The organism is Paenibacillus sp. YAF4_2, from assembly GCF_052113225.1.
Classification (GTDB): Bacteria; Bacillota; Bacilli; order Paenibacillales; family Paenibacillaceae; genus Pristimantibacillus.
On record NZ_JBFRCT010000007.1, the window covers coordinates 16,802 to 34,982 of the forward strand.

The window sequence follows — 18,181 nt, forward strand, 5'->3', positions numbered from 1 at the left end:
ATGACAGATGGGAGGGCCTCTTTATTTATTGCCTACCAGTTGTTCCCTGACACTCTCGTTACCGTAAAGTTCGGGCTTGCAGCTTCGCCGTAGATCGCGGAGATACCTGGGTTGTTGACCTTCACGTTCGTGAAGCTTGCACCGCCGTAAGCAGGGCCTTGGCCTTGCTCGGCACGTAAGACAAGCTTGATCCCGTATCGGGTCGGGTTGTTGATGTTGACGTTCTCGACGCGGATATTTTGCATCACCATATTGTTAGGCGTCATGGACTGGAACATAAGGCCGAAGTAGACCGGATTGTTGATGTCTACATTTTTGATCAGAATGTTCTTGATTGCCCGGTCTCCGCCGTAGATCCAGATCGCGCCAAAGTTCTGATAATCGTTAATTTTGTCATCAGCACCAACGCTGGTCCAGAAGTCTCCACCGGTGCGGTCCAGAGTTGCTCCGTCAATAACGGTGTCCTGATCACCAAAGCCAAGCGTGTTGTAGCCGAAGCTATAGCTGCTGATCGTGATGCCCGGATAAGTCAGAGTATCAGCACCATAAAGGTTCTGGAACAGGTTGTTCGAGCCGCCGTATACCGCAAAAGCAGCCGCACGTCTGACGTTAGTAGCTGTCAGGTTCGTGTATTTGTTGCCTACATTGTAGGAACCTCCTGCATCGGCAGCACTGAACAAGGCGAAGGAGTCATCCCCCGTGCCACGAGCATAGTTGTTGTCGATGACATTGTTAGAGGAGCCGTTGGTCATGTTGATGCCATCTGCGAATGTGTTCTTGATCCGGTTGTTCTTGAACGTATTGTTGGAGGAGTTCACGCCCCAGTACAAGCAGATAAAATGCTCGACCCAAATGTTCTGAACCGTTACGTTCTGCATGCCGTTACCGTCAATGAATTTGCCCGGTCCGTCAGTCCGATAAATGTAGTTGCCCCATGCGGAGAGGTCACGGATGGTCGAGCCGTTTGCCGCTGAGCCGATGTTGAAGCCCACATCTGTATTCGATTGGTCCTGAGGAGCGACCAGCTTCGTATACCAAGGACCAGCGCCTACAATTTCCGTTGCACGCCCGTAGAGGAAGATTTTACTATTAATCGTCCAATTGCCGGCAGGGATGTAAATGCCTTTTTTCGTAGTATCTTGTCTAAATTCGTTCAAAGCCTGCTCGATCGATTTGGAAGAGGATACTTCGACGTATTTGCTAGGGTCCGGGTTCGCTTGCGCCGGTGCGACATTTTCCGTCTCGATCATGTCAACATAGATCCAAGGTACATCTCCTGCATCCTTCTGAATCTTAATCTTTGTTCCAACGGGATACACTTGATCCAGCATAAGCTGCGAATCTTCGTAGAGCCAGTAAGCAGTGAGGCCAGCACCAGGTGCATTGTCATAGCCAAGACGGCCAAGCGTACTTGGTGTTGCGTACAGGTAAGAGAACTTGGAAGAGACGTTGAACTTGCCTTTGCTTACCCCATTTGCATAGACGCTTACTGTACCCGTTGTATTCTCGGCAACAGCGTTGCGGAGGACAAACGCATTGGCCGGGGACGTGAGTGTAAACTCAACATATTCGCCCGTTGCATCGAGCTGAACAGCGGAACGTCCGGAAGCTTCACCGGCAAAATCACCTGGCTTGAAGTTAGGAGCTAATTTCGTACCGTTGGTTGTATTCGAAGTCGACTCGGCTTCCATAATCGTAAACGGCATATTTGCGCCGCGGCCCGAGTACAAGCTTACTGCGTTGGTGTTATTCGTCTGCTTCGTGCTGACTTCGCTGCCGTCAGCGGCAACCGTAGTCGTTACCGAATAGCTGCCGTTAACAGCTGTCCAAGAACCCATTGTAACGTTGACTGACTGGCCTGCAGCAAGGGAGCCGTTATAAGTGCCGTTCCACGACTGAACCGTTGCTCCAGCTGCATTTTTCAGTGTAACGGTAATCGCATGAGCACCGCCGGCAGAAGCGATGTTGCCTTGGTTTTTCAGATTCGTTGTAAAGGTAACCGAATTGCCCGCGCTTGGATTGCTTGGATTCCAGGTCGTCGAGACGATCAGGTCCGAGCTTTGTACAGCCGCTACCGTAATACCAGCTGAGTTGCTGTAGCTGTTGTTGTTATTGTTTTGCTCAATTACCGTGTTGCTCTCGTCGACTTTGGCGCTGACCGGATAGCTGCCTGCATTTCTTGCTCCAGCATTCACCGACACAGTAGCTGTTGCATTAGCCGCTAATGCAGCAACAGGAGCCGATCCAACAAGCTCGCTGCCCAGATAGAAGTTAACCGAAGAGGCTGGGGAGCCGGCGTTGCCGATATTTTTCACCGTTGCGCTAAGGGTAATCGCATCTGTCTCAACTGGAGCCGAAGGCGTCCAGGTCATGCCTGTAATCGTTAGATCCGGGTTAGCAGCCGGTGTACCGTAAATCTCAAACTCCGCCACTTGACCAGCGGGTGCTCCGGAGTTAGCCGAAATGTTAAGTTGAACCTTACTAGCAGTAGCAGTGACCGGAATGGTTATCGAGTTGCCGGAAGCTGGGTTAAAGGTATACGACTGTGCGGACACCAGATTGCTCAAGGTTGTTGTGCTTTGGTTAGCACCCAGCACTTGAATCGTTTGGGTACGCGTGCTCCATTCGGTCGCAGGATTAAGCTTCACAACGATGGAAGTAATGTCATGATTGGCACCTAGATCAACGGTTAATTGGCTAGGGTTACTGCCACCTTCCCAATAAGTAGCTGTGCTGCCGTCATTGCCGTTAGCTGCTACAAAAGTAAAGGTAGAGGATGATGCGGTAATGGTCTTGCCTAATGCTACATTCGATGAGCCGGCAGGAGGAGTTGGTGTCGGTGTTGGAGTAGGCGTCGCTGTAGGAGTAGGCGTTGGTGTAGGAGTAGGTGTAGGTGTAGGTGTAGGTGTAGGTGTCGGTGTAGGTGTTGGAGTAGGCGTAGGTGTTGGCGTTGGGGTCGGGGTTGCCGAAGCAGCTACTGAAATTTGGTCCAGGTTAATGTTGCCGGAGTCCGTTGCGTCGTATTTGTAGGCAATGGTGTTATTGCCGGCATTCAGCGTCAGCGCTTCTGTCTTGGTTCCCCAAGTATCCCAGTTGGCCAGATTGCTCAATGTCGTTTGGCGGATCTTAGTACCGTTGACATATATGCTTAACGTGCGTGAAGCCCCTTGTGAGTTTGCATATTTGAGCGAGACATCATAGCTGCCTGCAGAAGCTACATTTGCGGTGAAGGTCGTTGCTGCACCTTGCGTCCAGTAGCCGTCAACAAAGCCTGTACCGGAGTAACCGGTGTGGTCTGTGTTCACTTTGGCGCCGCCCGACAGTGCTGCACTTTCAGCTTGGTAAGTACCGGATGGCGGTGGAGTAACGGCTGCTCCATAGATTTCGAATTCAGAAATTTGTCCAGCCTGCCAGCCAGTATTAGCGGTGATATTCAGGCGAACATAACGTGTGCTGGCTGCCGAGAAGTTGATCGTAACCGAATTGTTATTCACCGTAGGATTAAAGACATAGCTGGCTGAGCCAACGATATTAGTAAATGTCGAGCCGTTGGTGCTGCCTTGTACAGAGAGGGTTTGCGTGCGAGTCTCCCAGCCAGCAGGGATTTTAAGTACAACCTGATCAATGCTGGTACTGGCACCTAGATCGACTTGAACCCATTGCGGGAAGGCGTTGTTCGCACTCTCCCAATACGTAGCTTGATTGCCGTCAGCCACATTGCCGGATACGTATATATCGGCGTAGCCGCTCGCTGTTATGGTTTTGCCTATAGCGAGGTTAGAACCGCCTGCCGCCGAAGAGATAGAAGGGTAGAGCGTAAGCTGGGATAACAGGATGGCGAATGCTAAAGAGAACATGACAAACGGATTGCGGTTTAACCTTTTACTTATTGCGAACATAATAAACCTCCTAAAAAGAATGATCACACAAACAGCTAGGATTATGCCGTTTGTGATGATTCTTGCTTTGAAAGCATTAGCTAGTCGAATATGTTGCGAGCTTAAAAATTAATGCGCTTACATTTTGGCGCAAAGCTGCATCCAACCACCTCCTAAAAAGCATTATTACACCGATAACGAAGTTCTTGTTATTGGTGATGATTCTTATTTCGTACGTTCATGGGGAAACAAAAAACCAATACCGAAAGTTCCTATTGGTTCGCGGTACTGGCCATATCGAGGTCTGTTCATGAGGTTATTGTCCGAACTATGAGCATAGCATAATGCACTTGCCGATTAAGCTGAAGATGTATTCCTACGATGAACATGTGTGATTCTATGTATCCATTTATAACCAAAAAACCGGCAGCCACTTAGAGTGGCCGCCGGTCTTCTTGGATCATTTATTACATATCCTGTTCCTTCAAATAACTGAGCGCAGAGCGCATCTTCTCAATATAAGCTTCTTCGCCGCCGGTACACATGAACCGTACATGGCCGCTTCCGCGTCCGATTCCGATACCGTAACGGTTCAGCATGGCGGATAAACGACGGATCGTTCCCATATTGCCGTTTACAATCTGAATATGCGGCGGCAAGACCTCTTGCAGAATAGACGTATAGAACGGGAAATGCGTGCAGCCAAGCACCACAATACCGTAATCCTTCAGATCGTAAGGAGCCAGCTTTGCTAGAAAATAATCCCGCAGCACATTCGTATCGAATTGAAGCGACTCGCAATATTGGACAAGCTCAGGCATCGGCAAGGAGTCGACGATACCCTCTTCATCGACACGGGAGACCAGCGCGTAATATTTTGGCATCCGAAGTGTAAGGGGAGTTGCCCAGACAAGAACCTTTTTCCCTGTTGTCCGGTTCATCTCTACAGCTGGTTTAACAGCTGGCTCCATCCCTATAATCGGAAAAGAATACCGCTCACGCAGCTCATTAATCGCAATGCTGGTCGCTGTATTACAGGCTACAACAAGCGCATCAATGCCTTGCTCTACCATCTGTTCTACGGTTTGAAGCACGAAGGCACGTACTTCCTCTTCTGACTTCGTGCCATATGGGACATGCTTCGTGTCGGCCATATAGAGATAATTCTCGGCGGGAAGGCGCTTCAGCGCTTCCGCCAGTACTGTAAGTCCTCCGAGTCCGGAGTCGAAAATACCGATCATCATAGATTATGAGTTCCTATCGTATGGTATAGATTACACCCAGCATAACGCGAGAAAGGCGTTAGGGCAAGACTACGATAGGATTATTTGGCGACTGATTACCCCGTGATCACTCTCTCAACCGGATAGCGGTACTTCGACATCGTTTGCTGTCCGCCGATGATATAGAGGAATGAGGTTAATCCGATTCTTCCGATAAACATCAGCAGCATGAGAATACATTTGGCAAATATGCTTAAGTCCGGCGTAATGCCTGTCGACAGGCCCACTGTACCAAATGCAGAGCATACTTCCAGAATGATCGCAGCGAGCTGATGCTGCTTGTCGGAGAAGCTGATGGCGATGACGGATAAGCTGCACATGACAATGGCCAGCATCGATATCGCGAGCGATTTCAGAACATCGTCCGGATGAAGCTCCCGCTTGAATACTTTGTAATCCCGCCGACCTCTGGCAAAGTGGTACACAAACAGCATGTTCAGTACAAAGGTCGTTGTCCGGATCCCTCCGCCAACCGAGTTGGGAGAACCCCCGATAAACATATACGCGCACATGAGCAGAAGAGTTGGCATCGTTAAGTGGGTAATATCCATCGTCGTAAGTCCTGCGCTTCGGGTAGTAGCGGCCTGGAAAAAGGCATAAAAGAAGCTTTCATGCCAGGACAAGCCCTTGAAATAATGCTGCGATTCGAACAGCAGGATCAGAATGGTTCCGATCGCGAGCAATATGAAGTAAGTGGACGTCGCCAGCTTTGTAAATAAGGAGAAACGGAAGGGATAGTTCAAATCGAGTTTTTTCCGGGACAGGAACGCCTTCACTTCAATTAACACTGGAAATCCGATCGCGCCAAAAACAATAAGTAATATCGTGACCAGCTGCACGAAATAATCATCCTTGAACGGAATCAGTGACTGGCCGGTAATGTCCATCCCGGCATTGGTCGTTGCACTAACGGATGCAAACAGGCCTTGCAGAAAAGCCTCCTGCCACGTGGGAAAGTAGCGAAGGAAGCGCAGGCCAAATATAATGGCCCCTATCAGTTCGGTCAGCAGGGTAATCTGCAGGATCTCCTTGACCAATTGGACAAGCCCAGACAACGCAAATTGATTATTGTCAACCATGATGAGGCGGCGTTCGCGCAGGCCGATTTTGCGTCCGATGAGCAGCCAGAAGAACGTACTCATCGCCATAATGCCGATGCCGCCGAATTGTAGGACGATCATAATGACGAAATATCCGAACACACTATACGTTTCTGCGACGTTAAATACGCTTAGTCCAGTATCGCTTACGACACTGACAGCCGTGAAGACGGTGTCAAAAAACGATACTTTCATTCCGGGCTTCCGTACGGCAGGAAGGCTGAATAGCAGGATAGATAATAGTACGGCCGCAATGTAATAGCCAGAAATGACTTGTGCGGGAGAGCGTTTGCTCACCCAGTTCCGAAATGTTCTCCACATGAATGATTGATCCTCTCCGATGCTCTCTCCAGATAGCCATAATATGGTTAGATCGGAGCGGAAATATGCGGAAGGCTGCATTTACAAACTCTTCACCAAATTTTAAAATTCCCTTTATAAAGACCCCCTACAATAAAAAACATGAATACAAGTCGTATACGAGCAACACACATCCAGTACACAACCAATTTGTAGGGGGAAACAATAACAATGAAATTATCCAAAGCTTACGCAGCAACAGCAATCGCAGCATCTCTCGTACTTGGTGCAGTAGCTGCACCAGCAGCAAGCTTCGCAGCACCTGTTGCCGCAACCCAGAAGAAAGTTCAAGGCGTATTCACACAAGCAAGTGTTGAGCGTACAGCAGACGGCAAATTGAAAATTCACTGGAACTCGAATGTGGATCTAGGCGCAGCGAAAATCCTGTACAGCACTTCCCCCGACAATATCGCGAAAAACGGCAAGCAACTGAAACGTATCAATGCCAGCTATAACGGTTATGTAACATCGGATCCGAAGCCAGGAGCTCGCTTATATTTCTACATTAAGACAAGCAGCGGCGCGACAATTACGGTTGCAGAACGTAAAGTAAACCTGCAAGGCGCATTCAACTTCCGTGACCTGGGCGGTTACAAAACAACGGATGGAAAAACCGTAAAATGGGGCAAGCTGTTCCGCGGCGAAGAGCTTGGACATTTGACGGAAGCTGATATTAAGATTGTTCAATCAATGGGGATCAAATCAAACGTTGACTACCGTACCGATGCAGAAGTTAACGCTATGCCAGATCCGGTTATCCCAGGCATCACAAATATCCGTACCGATGCAGGTAATGCCGGTTCTACAGCAGATTTGATGAGTATGATCGCCTCCGGTCAAATGAAGGACTCAGCTACTGCAGTTCAAATGATGGCTGGCTTCAATAAGCAAATGGTTGATAGCCCGAAATTCTATATTCAACTGATGGAATTGCTTAACGACCCGAATAACATCGGCTTGCTGCAACACTGTACAGCTGGTAAAGACCGTACAGGTCTTGGTTCCGCAATCATTCTTCTGGCACTTGGTGTAGACGAGAAAACGGTGATGGACGACTACCTTCTGAGCAACGTTTACCGTGCAGAAGCCAATAAAAAAGCGGTTGACGCTGTCAGAGCTCAAGTAAAAGATGAGAATGTTGTTGCTGCTATCTCGACAATGATGGGTGTTCAGAAGGAATTCCTGCAAGCGGCAATTGATGAAATGAAAAATAAATACGGCTCGATCGACGCTTTCCTTGAAAAAGGTCTTGGCATCACGAAGCAAGAGCGCGCGAAGCTGAAAGCCATGTACACAGAGTAGGAATGAATCCAGAGCCCGTTGACCATTTGGTCGACGGGCTCTTTTTTATTTGGCCATTTCTTCATGGTGAATAGAAGGAAGGTTATAATAAGGTTAAATATGAAAATGGATTGGAGACCAAGATGACGGATAACAAATCGCAAATCGGCTGGAACTTTGAGAACAGCTACGCTGGCCTGCCGGACTTATTGTTTACCAAGCAAAATCCTATTCCTGTACGTGCTCCACAATTAATCAAGTTAAATGAATCGCTTGCTGCTGCACTTGGACTACATGCTGATGCGCTGCGCGGCAGTGATGGTGTAGATGTGTTTGCAGGTAATCATATTCCAGAGGGTGCGGAGCCTCTTGCACAGGCGTATGCCGGACATCAATTCTCTTATTTCAACAAGCTGGGTGATGGCCGGGCAGTGCTGCTTGGCGAGCAGATCACCCCGCAGGGAGAGAGATTTGATGTACAGCTGAAGGGCTCAGGCCGGACGCCTTATTCCCGCGGTGGAGACGGCCGGGCGGCGCTAGGGCCAATGCTGCGTGAATATATCATCAGCGAGGCGATGCATGCGCTTGGCATCCCGACCACACGCAGCCTTGCTGTGGTGACAACAGGTGAAGAGATTGTGCGGGAAAGTTTGCTGCCGGGTGCTATTCTAACTCGTATCGCTGCAAGTCATATCCGTGTCGGAACCTTCCAATATGCCGCTCAATGGGGAACGATCGAGGAGCTTCGTGCACTGGCGGATTATACGATCGAGAGGCACTATCCGAATATGGAGGATGGGGATAACCGTTATGTCAGCTTCCTGAGGGAAGTGATCAAACGGCAAGCCTCGCTTATTGCGAAGTGGCAGCTCGTTGGGTTTATTCACGGCGTTATGAATACCGACAATATGGCGATCAGTGGAGAATCGATTGATTATGGACCATGTGCGTTTATGGATACGTATGATCCGGCTACGGTTTTCAGTTCGATCGACAGGGAAGGCCGTTATGCTTACGGCAACCAGCCGTATATCGGTTCGTGGAACTTAGCTAGATTAGCTGAAGCTTTGTTACCGCTGTTTGATGAAGACGAGGAAGGGGCAATTGAGCTTGCCCAAGATGCGCTATCTGATTTTAGTGAACTATTTCATGAGCATTGGCTGCAAGGGATGAGAGCGAAGCTTGGGATTTTCAATGATGAGCCTGAGGATGAAGCTCTGATTGAAGCTTTTCTACTGCTTATGCAGAGCAACAAGGTCGATTACACAAATACGTTTCGTGCTTTATCGCTGAATAAGCCGGAAGATACGGCACTACATGGGATAACGGAGTTTGCTGAGTGGCAGGAGAAGTGGAAGGCAAGGCTGGAAAGACAAGAGGAGTCGAAAGAGGATTCTTTGAGACTGATGAGAAGCAGCAATCCGGCTGTTATTCCGCGTAATCACAGGGTAGAAGCAGCGCTGGAAGCGGCAGAGCAAGGTGATTTATGTGTCATGAACAGTCTGCTGGAGGCACTTAGCAACCCGTATGCTTACTCGGAAGAACAGGCGGAATATGCTCTGCTGCCGGATGAATCCCCACGCCCTTATCGGACGTTCTGTGGAACATAACTTGAGGGAGATTAACGCCATGAAATATGATCTTGGTCGATGCTTGCTGCAGGAGCAATTAGAGGAGCGGGGAATAAGCAGAGAGGCGCTGGCAGGGGCTTTGTTTTATAAGCCGGAGCGGCTTGCGGATTATATCGATAATAAGCGGTTAATGCCGTTAAAGACGGCAATCTCGATCGCTGATACCGTAGGTTGTACAGTGAATGATTTATATGAGCTTATTCCCGTAGAGAGAGGTAACTAAAAATGTCGAATACGAATGTTGCCATCGCTTTGTACCGGCCCCATGAATGATGGCAGTGGCGGAAATGACGAGCCTTGGTTTACTGAAGGAAGCGGGCAAGCCTAGGAGTAACAGCAAAAGGACGGGGAAGCCCGTCCTTTTGCTGTTAATTAAAGAGGTCCCAGCTGCTGCAAAGCGTCCTGATATTTCGGATACCAGTGTTCCCAATGCTCGCGGCGTGCGGCAAGAGGTTGTCCATTGTCCAGCAAGGATTGAATGACATCGAGGCAGACATGCCAGCCAGCGAGATCCTTTGGCGTATGCTCGGAAGGCTTAAGGATGCTTTCGATTAATTGAAGCATACAGCCGCCTTCTTCCTCATGCAGCTCGAACCTTACGGCCATGTCTTCACCCCAAGTGAAGGCGAGTACGGATAATGGTTCATAGGCTGTAATCCTCATCGTCTCATAAGAGCCGTCCCCCATGTTGAAGCTCAGGTGTCCGCCCTCCTGCAGATCCTCTACCCGAAGCTCGGAGAACCATTTCGGCAGCTTTTCGTTATCGGTAAAATAAGACCATACCTCTTCCTTCGGATGTCTAAGCTTGCGCTCGAACACCACTGTATAACCGGAGCCTGTTCTTTGAATGGTTGCCAGCATACTGCTTAATCCCCCTTGTAAGGAAGTAACATCAAGGAAAGTGTATCAAATGGCGGCATGGGAATAAAGAGAACGGTTGATTGACAGGGCAATTCGCTTGGCGTATAAGGAGAGTACATCGGACAATGAATTAGAGGAGGCACATAAAAGATGCTGATCGACCTTACTCATACGATTGTAAACGGGCTGCCGCCATTCCCGGGAGATGCCGAGACGGAGCTCGTGCAATCTAGATTTTTCCAGGAGGATGGTTACAACAATCACCAGTTGAATATTAACATGCATGCGGGAACCCATATAGACGGGCCTATGCATTTAACGGACTGTTATGAGTATTTGAATAAGGTACCTATAGAGTCCTTAATTGGCCAAGGGTGCCTGTTAGATGTAAGAGGACAGGAAGTCATTGATTATAAAGAAGAATATGAGCAGCGAATCGGAGAGTATCAGATTATCGTGGTGTATACGGGGCATAGTCACAGATTTGGTGGACCCGGCTATTTTACGGATTATCCGGTTCTTACACCAGCGTTTGCCGATTTGCTCGTTCGGAAAAAATCGAAGATGGTTGCTCTGGATACACCTTCACCGGATCGGGACCCCTATGAAGTACATACTCGTTTATTCGAAAATCGTATTCTTATTGCTGAGAATTTGACGAATGTAGATAAGCTTTTGGACGTACAAGCATTCGAAATCATTGCACTGCCCCTGAAAATCCGAGCCGATTCATCGATTGCACGTATCGTTGCGCGAGTCCTGTAGCGGAAATCATTGTTGGACAATTGTTCGGCGTACAAATGACCGATGCCATATACCCAAGCCATCCGTGTCCCAGCTTCTTATAATAAATAAGTGGTTATGCAGGGTTGGGAAAGGAGATCGGTATGAAATTATATGGCCGGAGCAAGAGAGAGTCGGTTCCACTGCTGCTGTATATGTCTCAGAAGCAGTCAGGTTTTTTGTCCCCCCCAATTAACAATATAGACCCGCCAAGGAAGAAACGGAAGAAACCATACACTAGCGAGAAAAAGCAAAAACCGATCGTTACCAACACCAACACCAACACCAACACCAATACCAATACCAATATCAATATCAATAGTCGAGTCAGACAGGAATACCGAACAAAGCTAAAGCCTCGTAAACGCGATAGTGTGGCAGAGCTGGAGGATTTCATAGAAGAGCCTGAGCCTGAGCCTGAGCTTGAGCTTAATCAGCTGGATGTTAATCTGATCTATGTCAGTTCGCAAGAGAAAAGTCTGATTACCGTCATTGACGGAGAGACGGAAGCTGTTATTCGGACGATCCCTTTATCTCCAGCTGGTTCCTCTACACGAGGAATTACCCATAATCCGATAACGAATCGTATTTATGCTATTAACAGCGTCACACATAATGTCTCAGTTATTGATGGCGCGACAGGAAACATACTTGCAGTCGTCCCGGTCAACCCTTTTCCATGCCATGCGGCGGTGAATATGGTTACTAATCATGTCTATATCACCAGTCTTCTGCTGAATACAGTAGATGTCTTGGATGGGAATACGAACACCATCATCAGGTCGGTAGGGGTGGGTAATATTCCTTCGGGTATTTCCGTCAATCCAGTTACGAATCGTATATATGTCGCGAATGGCGATCCAGATAACGACGTATCGATTATTGATGGTTTGACTCATACAAGGATATTTCCAGATATTCCGGCGGGCCAAGATCCCGGCTTGCTCGCTATTCATACGGCTGCAAATCTGATTTATGTTCCGAACTTCAAGAGTAATAGTGTCTCTGTGATGAATGGAGCAACCCATTCCTTGCTTACGACTATTACGGAAGGCATCGGGGTTAATCCTTATGCAGCAGCGGTTAATCCGTTGACGAATCTCGTCTATGTATCGAACTTCGGCAGCGATTCCATATCTGTTATTGATGCCGCTGCGAATACAGTGGTAGCGACGATCCCAGTTGGCAGCCATCCAAGAGCGGTTGCGGTTCATGCAAGAACAAACCGGATTTACACTGCGCTGGGCAGCGAAGTTGTCATTATTGACGGAGAGACAAACCAAGTAGTGAACCGCTTAGAGGTGGCTGTTAACCCGAGTGGGATTACGATTCAGGATTAGCATATTGAATTAAAAAGTACAACGACATAATAATCCCGATTAGAACCTTGATAAATCAAGGTTCTTTTTCATTTGTACGTATTTTCTTGTCGTTTATTTTTTGATGTGAAAATCCCTTAATCTAGCGCTAGCGACAAGAAAATCACATTATTAAGTGTTGTATGAGCAATATTTGAGCGAGTTAAGCTGAGAAAATAAAGTTCGGTGGAATAAAAAACAAATACTATAATGTAGTCAAGGGAGGATATGAAAGGCATTGGATTTATTTTCATGGGTTCAAAACTGGTATGAAAAAAATTGCAATGGCGATTGGGAGCACTCATATGGCATCAAAATTGAGACAGTTGATAATCCTGGTTGGTATGTCGAAATCGATTTAACTGAGACCTATTTAGAAGATAAACATTTTAATTCAATCAAAATCGAAAGAAATGAGGATGACTGGTTTTACTGTGCTGTTAGAGAAAGGCAGTTTGTATGTGCTGGAGGAGCCAAAAATCTAATTGAGATATTGAGCATTTTTTAGAGAATGGGCAACTCTTGAAGAAGAGTAGCCCATTTAATTAATGGGAGACGATAGTTCAAGACAGCACTACGGCAACTTATCACATGATGAGCTGCCGTTTTTTCAACTAAAGGGCAGTAATCTTCTAAACTATATACATTTTTTGTCTTTATTATAGTTTAGGGAGGGATTTCTACCAGTTGCAAAGGGTGTTGTTCAGTGGCAAACATTGGATTTTAAAAAAATCGTCGGATATGCGGCTTGAAGATTGAATTTAGAATCCAGAATAAGCCAGACTCCTCTAGGGAGCTCCGGCTCTTTACATGCTCAGGTGACCTGGCTGTCGATTAACACTCGAGCAGCGATAGAGAGCAGTTCCGGCTTGAAGTCCTCCTTGTTGATATAGGCCACCATAGAGGCTCCGCTATACAAGAGGCGCAACAGTTCGGATAATTCGCGCGGATTCCGTATGCCCGCTTCTTCCGCCATGTCCGCGACTCGGTCGAACACCTCGTTGCGGCTCGCCAGTGCCTTAACATGACAGGGATGGCTGGTGTCAGGGAATTCCACGATCGTATTCATGAGCGCGTCCCCCCGATAGGATGGGTGTTTCATCAACTCCGCGAGGTAATCGATCAAATAGCGGAGCTGCTCCAGAGCAGATTCCGGCCGTTCCTTCCGTGCATATTCGATATGAGCTATTTTTCGCTGGCGGCGTAGCTCCAGATAGGTGACGACTAGATCGTCCTTGGTCGGGAAGCTGCGGTAGAAGCTCGCTTTGGCCACGCCCGATTCCGCAATGATCCGGTCAATGCCGACCGCGCGTATGCCCTCCTGATAGAACAGCTGATCCGCCACCCGCAATATACGCTCCTTCGCTGATTCCTTCTTCTCCACAATCATCTCTCCTGCAACTAAAAATAATTATCTAATACTTTTACGAAATCAAATTGACATGAGACAGATCTGTCTGTATCATTCTTCATGGGAAGAGACAGAACCGTCTACCTCATTTTAACGCTGGTAATGTCCTTTACGCAAGTCTATTCCGTGAAAGAGGTGCAAAAAAATGAGTCACGTTCAACTGGAAGTTCCACCGTTAAATCCTAGAAGATGGCTGTCGCTCTCCGTCGTCATTCTGGCTGCGTTTATGGTCGTATTGGATACGTTCATCGTAAACGTCGCGCTGCCGTCCATCGCGCAGGAACTGCATGCCGGATTTGGCGAGCTGCAGCTCGTCGTAGCTACCTATGTGCTAGGCTATGCTGTTCTGCTGGTGACTGGCGGCAGGCTCGGCGATCTCTTCGGACGTAAGACCATGTTCCTGATCGGCGTTGCGGGCTTCGTCGCCACCTCAGCCTGGTGCGGCTTCTCCGGCTCGGCGCATATGCTTATCACCGCACGGATTGCTCAAGGCATCTCTGCCGCCGCGATGGTGCCACAGGTACTCTCGCTCATTCAAGTGATGTTTCCAGCAGAGGAGAGAGGCAAGGCTCTCGGAATTTACGGAGGGGTGTTGGGACTTGGAGCCATCGTTGGCCAGATCGCTGGCGGTTTATTGCTTAAGGCGGATTGGTGGGGTATGGGTTGGCGTCTGGTGTTCCTCGTCAACCTTCCGGTCGGTCTGTTCACCTTCCTGTTCGCGCTGGCGATGCTGCGAGAATCCCGCGCTCCCGAACGCAAGAGGCTGGATATCGCTGGCGTCGGGCTGCTGGCTATCGGCCTAGGCCTGTTCATCTACCCGTTGGTCGTCGGCCGAGAAGAAGGGTGGCCAGCCTGGACGTTGATCTCGCTTTTCGGCTCCCTGCCCGTACTGGCCGCTTTCGTTCGCTACGAGAACGGTGTTCTTCGTCGGGGAGCTTCGCCGCTGCTACCGATGACGCTGTTCCGGGATCGATCGTTCCGCCTCGGCATGGTGATCGCGTTGGCCTTCTATAGTGGCAATGCTGCTATCTATCTGCTCTTGTCGGTATTCATGCAAGACGGGAGAGGGGCAGAGCCGCTGCAATCCGCTTACGCCTTCATCCCGATGGCGATCGGGTTCTTCGCAGCATCCCTGCTGGCCTCTCCTCTGACGAAACGCTGGGGCAGCCGCGTGCTGATGACAGGGGCGCTGTTCATGGCGATTGGCTACGTCCTGTTCATCGCGGTCGTAAGCCATCTCTCCGGGCTAGGCATCAGCGAGATGTTCGTTCCGCTCCTCATTGCCGGCCTCGGGCAAGGAGCCGTTGCAACACCGCTCATTCAGACAGTCCTGAGCGGTGTGCGAGGTCCGCAGGCCGGTGCGGCGTCAGGTGTGCTAAGCACGTTCATGTCGGTCGCGCAAGCGATCGGAGTCGCGGTCATCGGTACGATGTATCAAGGGCTGCTTGATCGATTCGGCGGCGATACGCACGGCATCGCGGGCGTTCGTACGATGCAGTGGGCGTTGGCGGCGATTACGGCGCTGGCGTTGTTGACCTTGCTGCTATTGGCGGCGCTTGGCCGCAAGCGCAGGGAGGGAGCAAGGGTAGTTGGACATGCAGAGGTAACACAGATTTTTAATGAGATATTGAAAAAGTCAGATTAAACTAACGGGAAACGATAGCTCCATATACACCTACGACGAAGCTGCCGGCATTATCGGCAGCTTTCACGTTAATGGGCAGGATAACACAATACCTATATGAATATATTTGAAACATCAATTACTAAGAGGAGTGAACATTTTGCAGTATAGGGCTTGTTCTCTGTGTATTATCAAAAGAGGAGAATCAATTTTACTTGAACAATTCCCCGAAGAAGAGGGTATCATTACGTTTCGCCCAGTTGGTGGCACGATTGAGTATGGGGAAGATAGCAAATCAGCTGTAATACGAGAAGTAAAAGAGGAGATTAACATTAATATTATTAAACCAAAATTGATAGGGATTATCGAACACATCTTCTCTTGGTACGGAGAAATTAGTCATGAATATGATTTTATTTATGAAGCGAGTTTTAGCCAAATGGATGACTATAATAAGAATAAATTTGAAGGAATTGAGGGGGATAAAAAGTTTATAGCTGTTTGAATGAACTTAGATGATTTTAAAGAAAATATTCAGTATAAACTTGTTCCTGACGGTCTTTATGAGATGCTTACAAGTGGGCAAATTTCTGATATTAAGCATATAGCACAACAGATTTATCAGCTTTTAAAGGGACTTCATTAACCTAACAGGGAACGTTGGTTGAATGACAACAGCGGCAGTCTAAGAGTGACTTTATTTTTCAATCTTGGTCCGCCGCTGTTTTATTTTTTATGTTAGTCAAATACTAAATTTTGAAAGCTAACTATTTTTGACCTTATAAGCCCCTTTAAATAAAGTCGTTCAGTCTAAAACTTTATTTTCACTGGACACCTGTCTTTGTTCTTTCCGCCAACTTAGTGATCGACTCCACGTCTTGAGCGGTTAATTGATCAAGGAAATATTTGCGTATTGCCTTAGCCACGATAGGACGGGCTTCATCCAATGCGGATTTTCCTTTAGAAGTAATTATGACCTGAACACCGCGATCTGTTTCTAATGGTTTTCTTGTTACAAGCCCACGTTTCTCCATCCGCGTCAGATGATGTGACAAACGGCTCTTATCCCAGTCCATCGAGTCAGCTAACTCCTGTTGACGAAGGTTGCCATTCCCAAAAATGACTAACCGATCCAATACTCCATAATCACCTTCGGATAATCCTGTGTGCTCGGACATCTCTTTAACTACGCGACCGAAAATGCTCTGAAAGGAGCCTTTCCACAAATGCCATATTTGCATTTCCTCTTCGTTTAACTCGTTCTTGTCCATAGGAACATAATAGCATGGTTGACGCGTCAACCACAATATGTTAAAGTCACTAAAGGTTGACACGTCAACCATAACTGTTTGACAAATGTCGTACATCGATGCGAAAAGGAGAGTGTCACTATGCATGACAAACCAGTCGCCTTGGTCACCGGGGCCAACAAAGGAATCGGTCTTCAAATCGCGAAGGATCTCGCGGCCAATGGCCTTACTGTACTCGTTGGATCACGCAACCTCGAGCATGGGGAGACGGCCGCAAAGAGCATCGGAGCGAATGCCCAAGCCCTCCAACTTGACGTTACGAATCAGGTCTCTATCGTCGCCGCGGCAGAACGTATCCGGAGCGAGCTCGGCCGTCTCGACGTGCTTGTAAACAACGCGGGCATCTCGCACGCCGGAAAGCCGGGCAGGCCACTAGAGGAGGTTGCGAATTCGGGCCGCCCGAGCGTTGCGTCTCTCGACGAAGCGCGTGCTGTGTTCGAGACGAACGTGTTCGGCGTTATCGCCGTCACACAAGCAATGCTGCCGCTCCTTCGTGAAGCGCCGGCGGGACGCATTGTCAACTTATCGAGCTCTTCCGGATCGCTAACGATCAACTCGGACCCGAACTTTCCGCATCGGTCGGTTTTCGGTGCCGTTTACAGCCCGTCGAAAACCGCCCTTAACGCGATTACGCTTGCCTTCGCCATCGAACTCGAGTCGACAGGCATTAAGGTTAACGCTGCGTGCCCGGGCTTCACAGGGACGGACCTTAACAACTTCGCGGGGACTCGAACCGTCCAACAAGCTGCACGCGAGCCTGTGCGCCTGGCGCTCCTTGACGCAAACGGTCCGACGGGCACATTCTCGAACGAGGATGGTCCGCTCCCGTGGTGATGATTCTGGAGGCATGATCGAAGGGATTCGCCAGGCAGTGAGTTGAGGAGCGAATGCTAGCCAGACTCTCTAAGGTCGAATGGACTTCATAATCCAGTGAAGGAAAAATACACAGCTGCTTTGTTGGCAATGAAGCGGATGCCCCCCTATCCTTCGAGAAGTTTGCTCAGGATGGTACAGTAAAGTATCCTTTTGAATTACAGCCGTGAGGAGCCTATTACGGTGAGATCTAAGATAAGTTCGGAGTCAATTAGATGATAGTGAAGTAGTGATTAGATGCTGGTGCATTTTAATTTCGCTTTAAAGATGCTACGGAGAGCTTTATCAGTATTAAGGGCAAGTTTTTGCTTTGTCGAAGGAGTAGAAAATGGTACACGGAAACCTGCAATACTCATAAATAAGAAACCATATCGTTGCGAGGGAATAGGAACATTAGATCAAGAAAGACACTACGGCAGCCCATCATA

The 18,181-nt window shown here is 48.4% G+C and carries 15 protein-coding genes; 9 read left to right on the top strand and 6 right to left on the bottom strand.

Annotation, left to right across the window (positions count from 1 at the left end):
* Positions 1-32: 32 nt before the first annotated feature.
* The 3 genes from AB4Y93_RS17070 to AB4Y93_RS17080 form a co-directional block, all read right to left on the bottom strand.
* Entirely contained in the window at positions 33-3,899 is a 3,867-nt protein-coding gene (locus tag AB4Y93_RS17070; protein WP_441893999.1) for a galactose-binding domain-containing protein, read from the bottom strand.
* A 446-nt stretch (positions 3,900-4,345) separates the two neighbouring features.
* Positions 4,346-5,122: a glutamate racemase gene (gene murI / locus AB4Y93_RS17075; protein WP_441894001.1), complete on the bottom strand. Its 777-nt coding sequence runs from the start codon at positions 5,120-5,122 to the stop codon at positions 4,346-4,348.
* Between the two features lie 95 nt (positions 5,123-5,217).
* The gene (locus AB4Y93_RS17080) at positions 5,218-6,582 is read right to left on the bottom strand and encodes a TrkH family potassium uptake protein (RefSeq protein WP_441894003.1); all 1,365 of its coding nucleotides are present in this window, start codon (positions 6,580-6,582) and stop codon (positions 5,218-5,220) included.
* Between the two features lie 210 nt (positions 6,583-6,792).
* On the opposite strand from AB4Y93_RS17080, the gene AB4Y93_RS17085 reads away from it, so the two are divergent.
* The 3 genes from AB4Y93_RS17085 (at position 6,793) to AB4Y93_RS17095 (ending at position 9,756) form a co-directional block, all read left to right on the top strand.
* Positions 6,793-7,923, top strand: coding sequence for a tyrosine-protein phosphatase (locus AB4Y93_RS17085; RefSeq protein WP_441894005.1), 1,131 nt, complete (start codon positions 6,793-6,795; stop codon positions 7,921-7,923).
* Between the two features lie 122 nt (positions 7,924-8,045).
* Positions 8,046-9,512: a protein adenylyltransferase SelO gene (locus AB4Y93_RS17090; RefSeq protein WP_441894007.1), complete on the top strand. Its 1,467-nt coding sequence runs from the start codon at positions 8,046-8,048 to the stop codon at positions 9,510-9,512.
* A gap of 19 nt (positions 9,513-9,531) precedes the next feature.
* Positions 9,532-9,756, top strand: a complete 225-nt coding sequence (locus AB4Y93_RS17095; protein WP_441894009.1) for a helix-turn-helix domain-containing protein — start codon at positions 9,532-9,534, stop codon at positions 9,754-9,756.
* Positions 9,757-9,905: 149 nt separating this feature from the next.
* Here the strand turns inward: AB4Y93_RS17095 and AB4Y93_RS17100 are convergent, their stop codons facing one another.
* Positions 9,906-10,394, bottom strand: a complete 489-nt coding sequence (locus AB4Y93_RS17100; RefSeq protein ID WP_441894011.1) for an SRPBCC family protein — start codon at positions 10,392-10,394, stop codon at positions 9,906-9,908.
* Between the two features lie 150 nt (positions 10,395-10,544).
* On the opposite strand from AB4Y93_RS17100, the gene AB4Y93_RS17105 reads away from it, so the two are divergent.
* The 3 genes from AB4Y93_RS17105 (at position 10,545) to AB4Y93_RS17115 (ending at position 13,043) form a co-directional block, all read left to right on the top strand.
* Positions 10,545-11,159, top strand: coding sequence for a cyclase family protein (locus AB4Y93_RS17105; RefSeq protein WP_441894013.1), 615 nt, complete (start codon positions 10,545-10,547; stop codon positions 11,157-11,159).
* Between the two features lie 122 nt (positions 11,160-11,281).
* On the top strand, positions 11,282-12,517 hold the full coding sequence (locus tag AB4Y93_RS17110) for a YncE family protein (RefSeq protein WP_441894015.1): 1,236 nt from the start codon (positions 11,282-11,284) through the stop codon (positions 12,515-12,517).
* Positions 12,518-12,773: 256 nt separating this feature from the next.
* Positions 12,774-13,043 (top strand): immunity 53 family protein, encoded by a 270-nt coding sequence (locus AB4Y93_RS17115; RefSeq protein ID WP_441894017.1) that lies wholly within the window; start codon positions 12,774-12,776, stop codon positions 13,041-13,043.
* 306 nt (positions 13,044-13,349) lie between these two features.
* On the opposite strand, the gene AB4Y93_RS17120 is transcribed toward AB4Y93_RS17115, so the two are convergent.
* Complete coding sequence (locus AB4Y93_RS17120) at positions 13,350-13,919, bottom strand: TetR/AcrR family transcriptional regulator (protein WP_441894019.1); 570 nt, start codon at positions 13,917-13,919, stop codon at positions 13,350-13,352.
* 172 nt (positions 13,920-14,091) lie between these two features.
* On the opposite strand from AB4Y93_RS17120, the gene AB4Y93_RS17125 reads away from it, so the two are divergent.
* Together AB4Y93_RS17125 and AB4Y93_RS17130 are read left to right on the top strand one after the other, a co-directional pair.
* On the top strand, positions 14,092-15,591 hold the full coding sequence (locus AB4Y93_RS17125; protein ID WP_441894021.1) for an MFS transporter: 1,500 nt from the start codon (positions 14,092-14,094) through the stop codon (positions 15,589-15,591).
* A gap of 139 nt (positions 15,592-15,730) precedes the next feature.
* The gene (locus tag AB4Y93_RS17130; protein WP_441894023.1) at positions 15,731-16,075 is read left to right on the top strand and encodes an NUDIX domain-containing protein; all 345 of its coding nucleotides are present in this window, start codon (positions 15,731-15,733) and stop codon (positions 16,073-16,075) included.
* A gap of 319 nt (positions 16,076-16,394) precedes the next feature.
* On the opposite strand, the gene AB4Y93_RS17135 is transcribed toward AB4Y93_RS17130, so the two are convergent.
* Positions 16,395-16,967, bottom strand: coding sequence for a MarR family winged helix-turn-helix transcriptional regulator (locus tag AB4Y93_RS17135; protein ID WP_441894025.1), 573 nt, complete (start codon positions 16,965-16,967; stop codon positions 16,395-16,397).
* Here AB4Y93_RS17135 and AB4Y93_RS17140 point away from each other — a divergent pair.
* Complete coding sequence (locus tag AB4Y93_RS17140) at positions 16,962-17,714, top strand: SDR family oxidoreductase (protein ID WP_167278616.1); 753 nt, start codon at positions 16,962-16,964, stop codon at positions 17,712-17,714. The two genes, AB4Y93_RS17135 and AB4Y93_RS17140, sit on opposite strands and share 6 nt — an antisense overlap.
* The last annotated feature ends 467 nt before the right edge of the window (positions 17,715-18,181 follow it).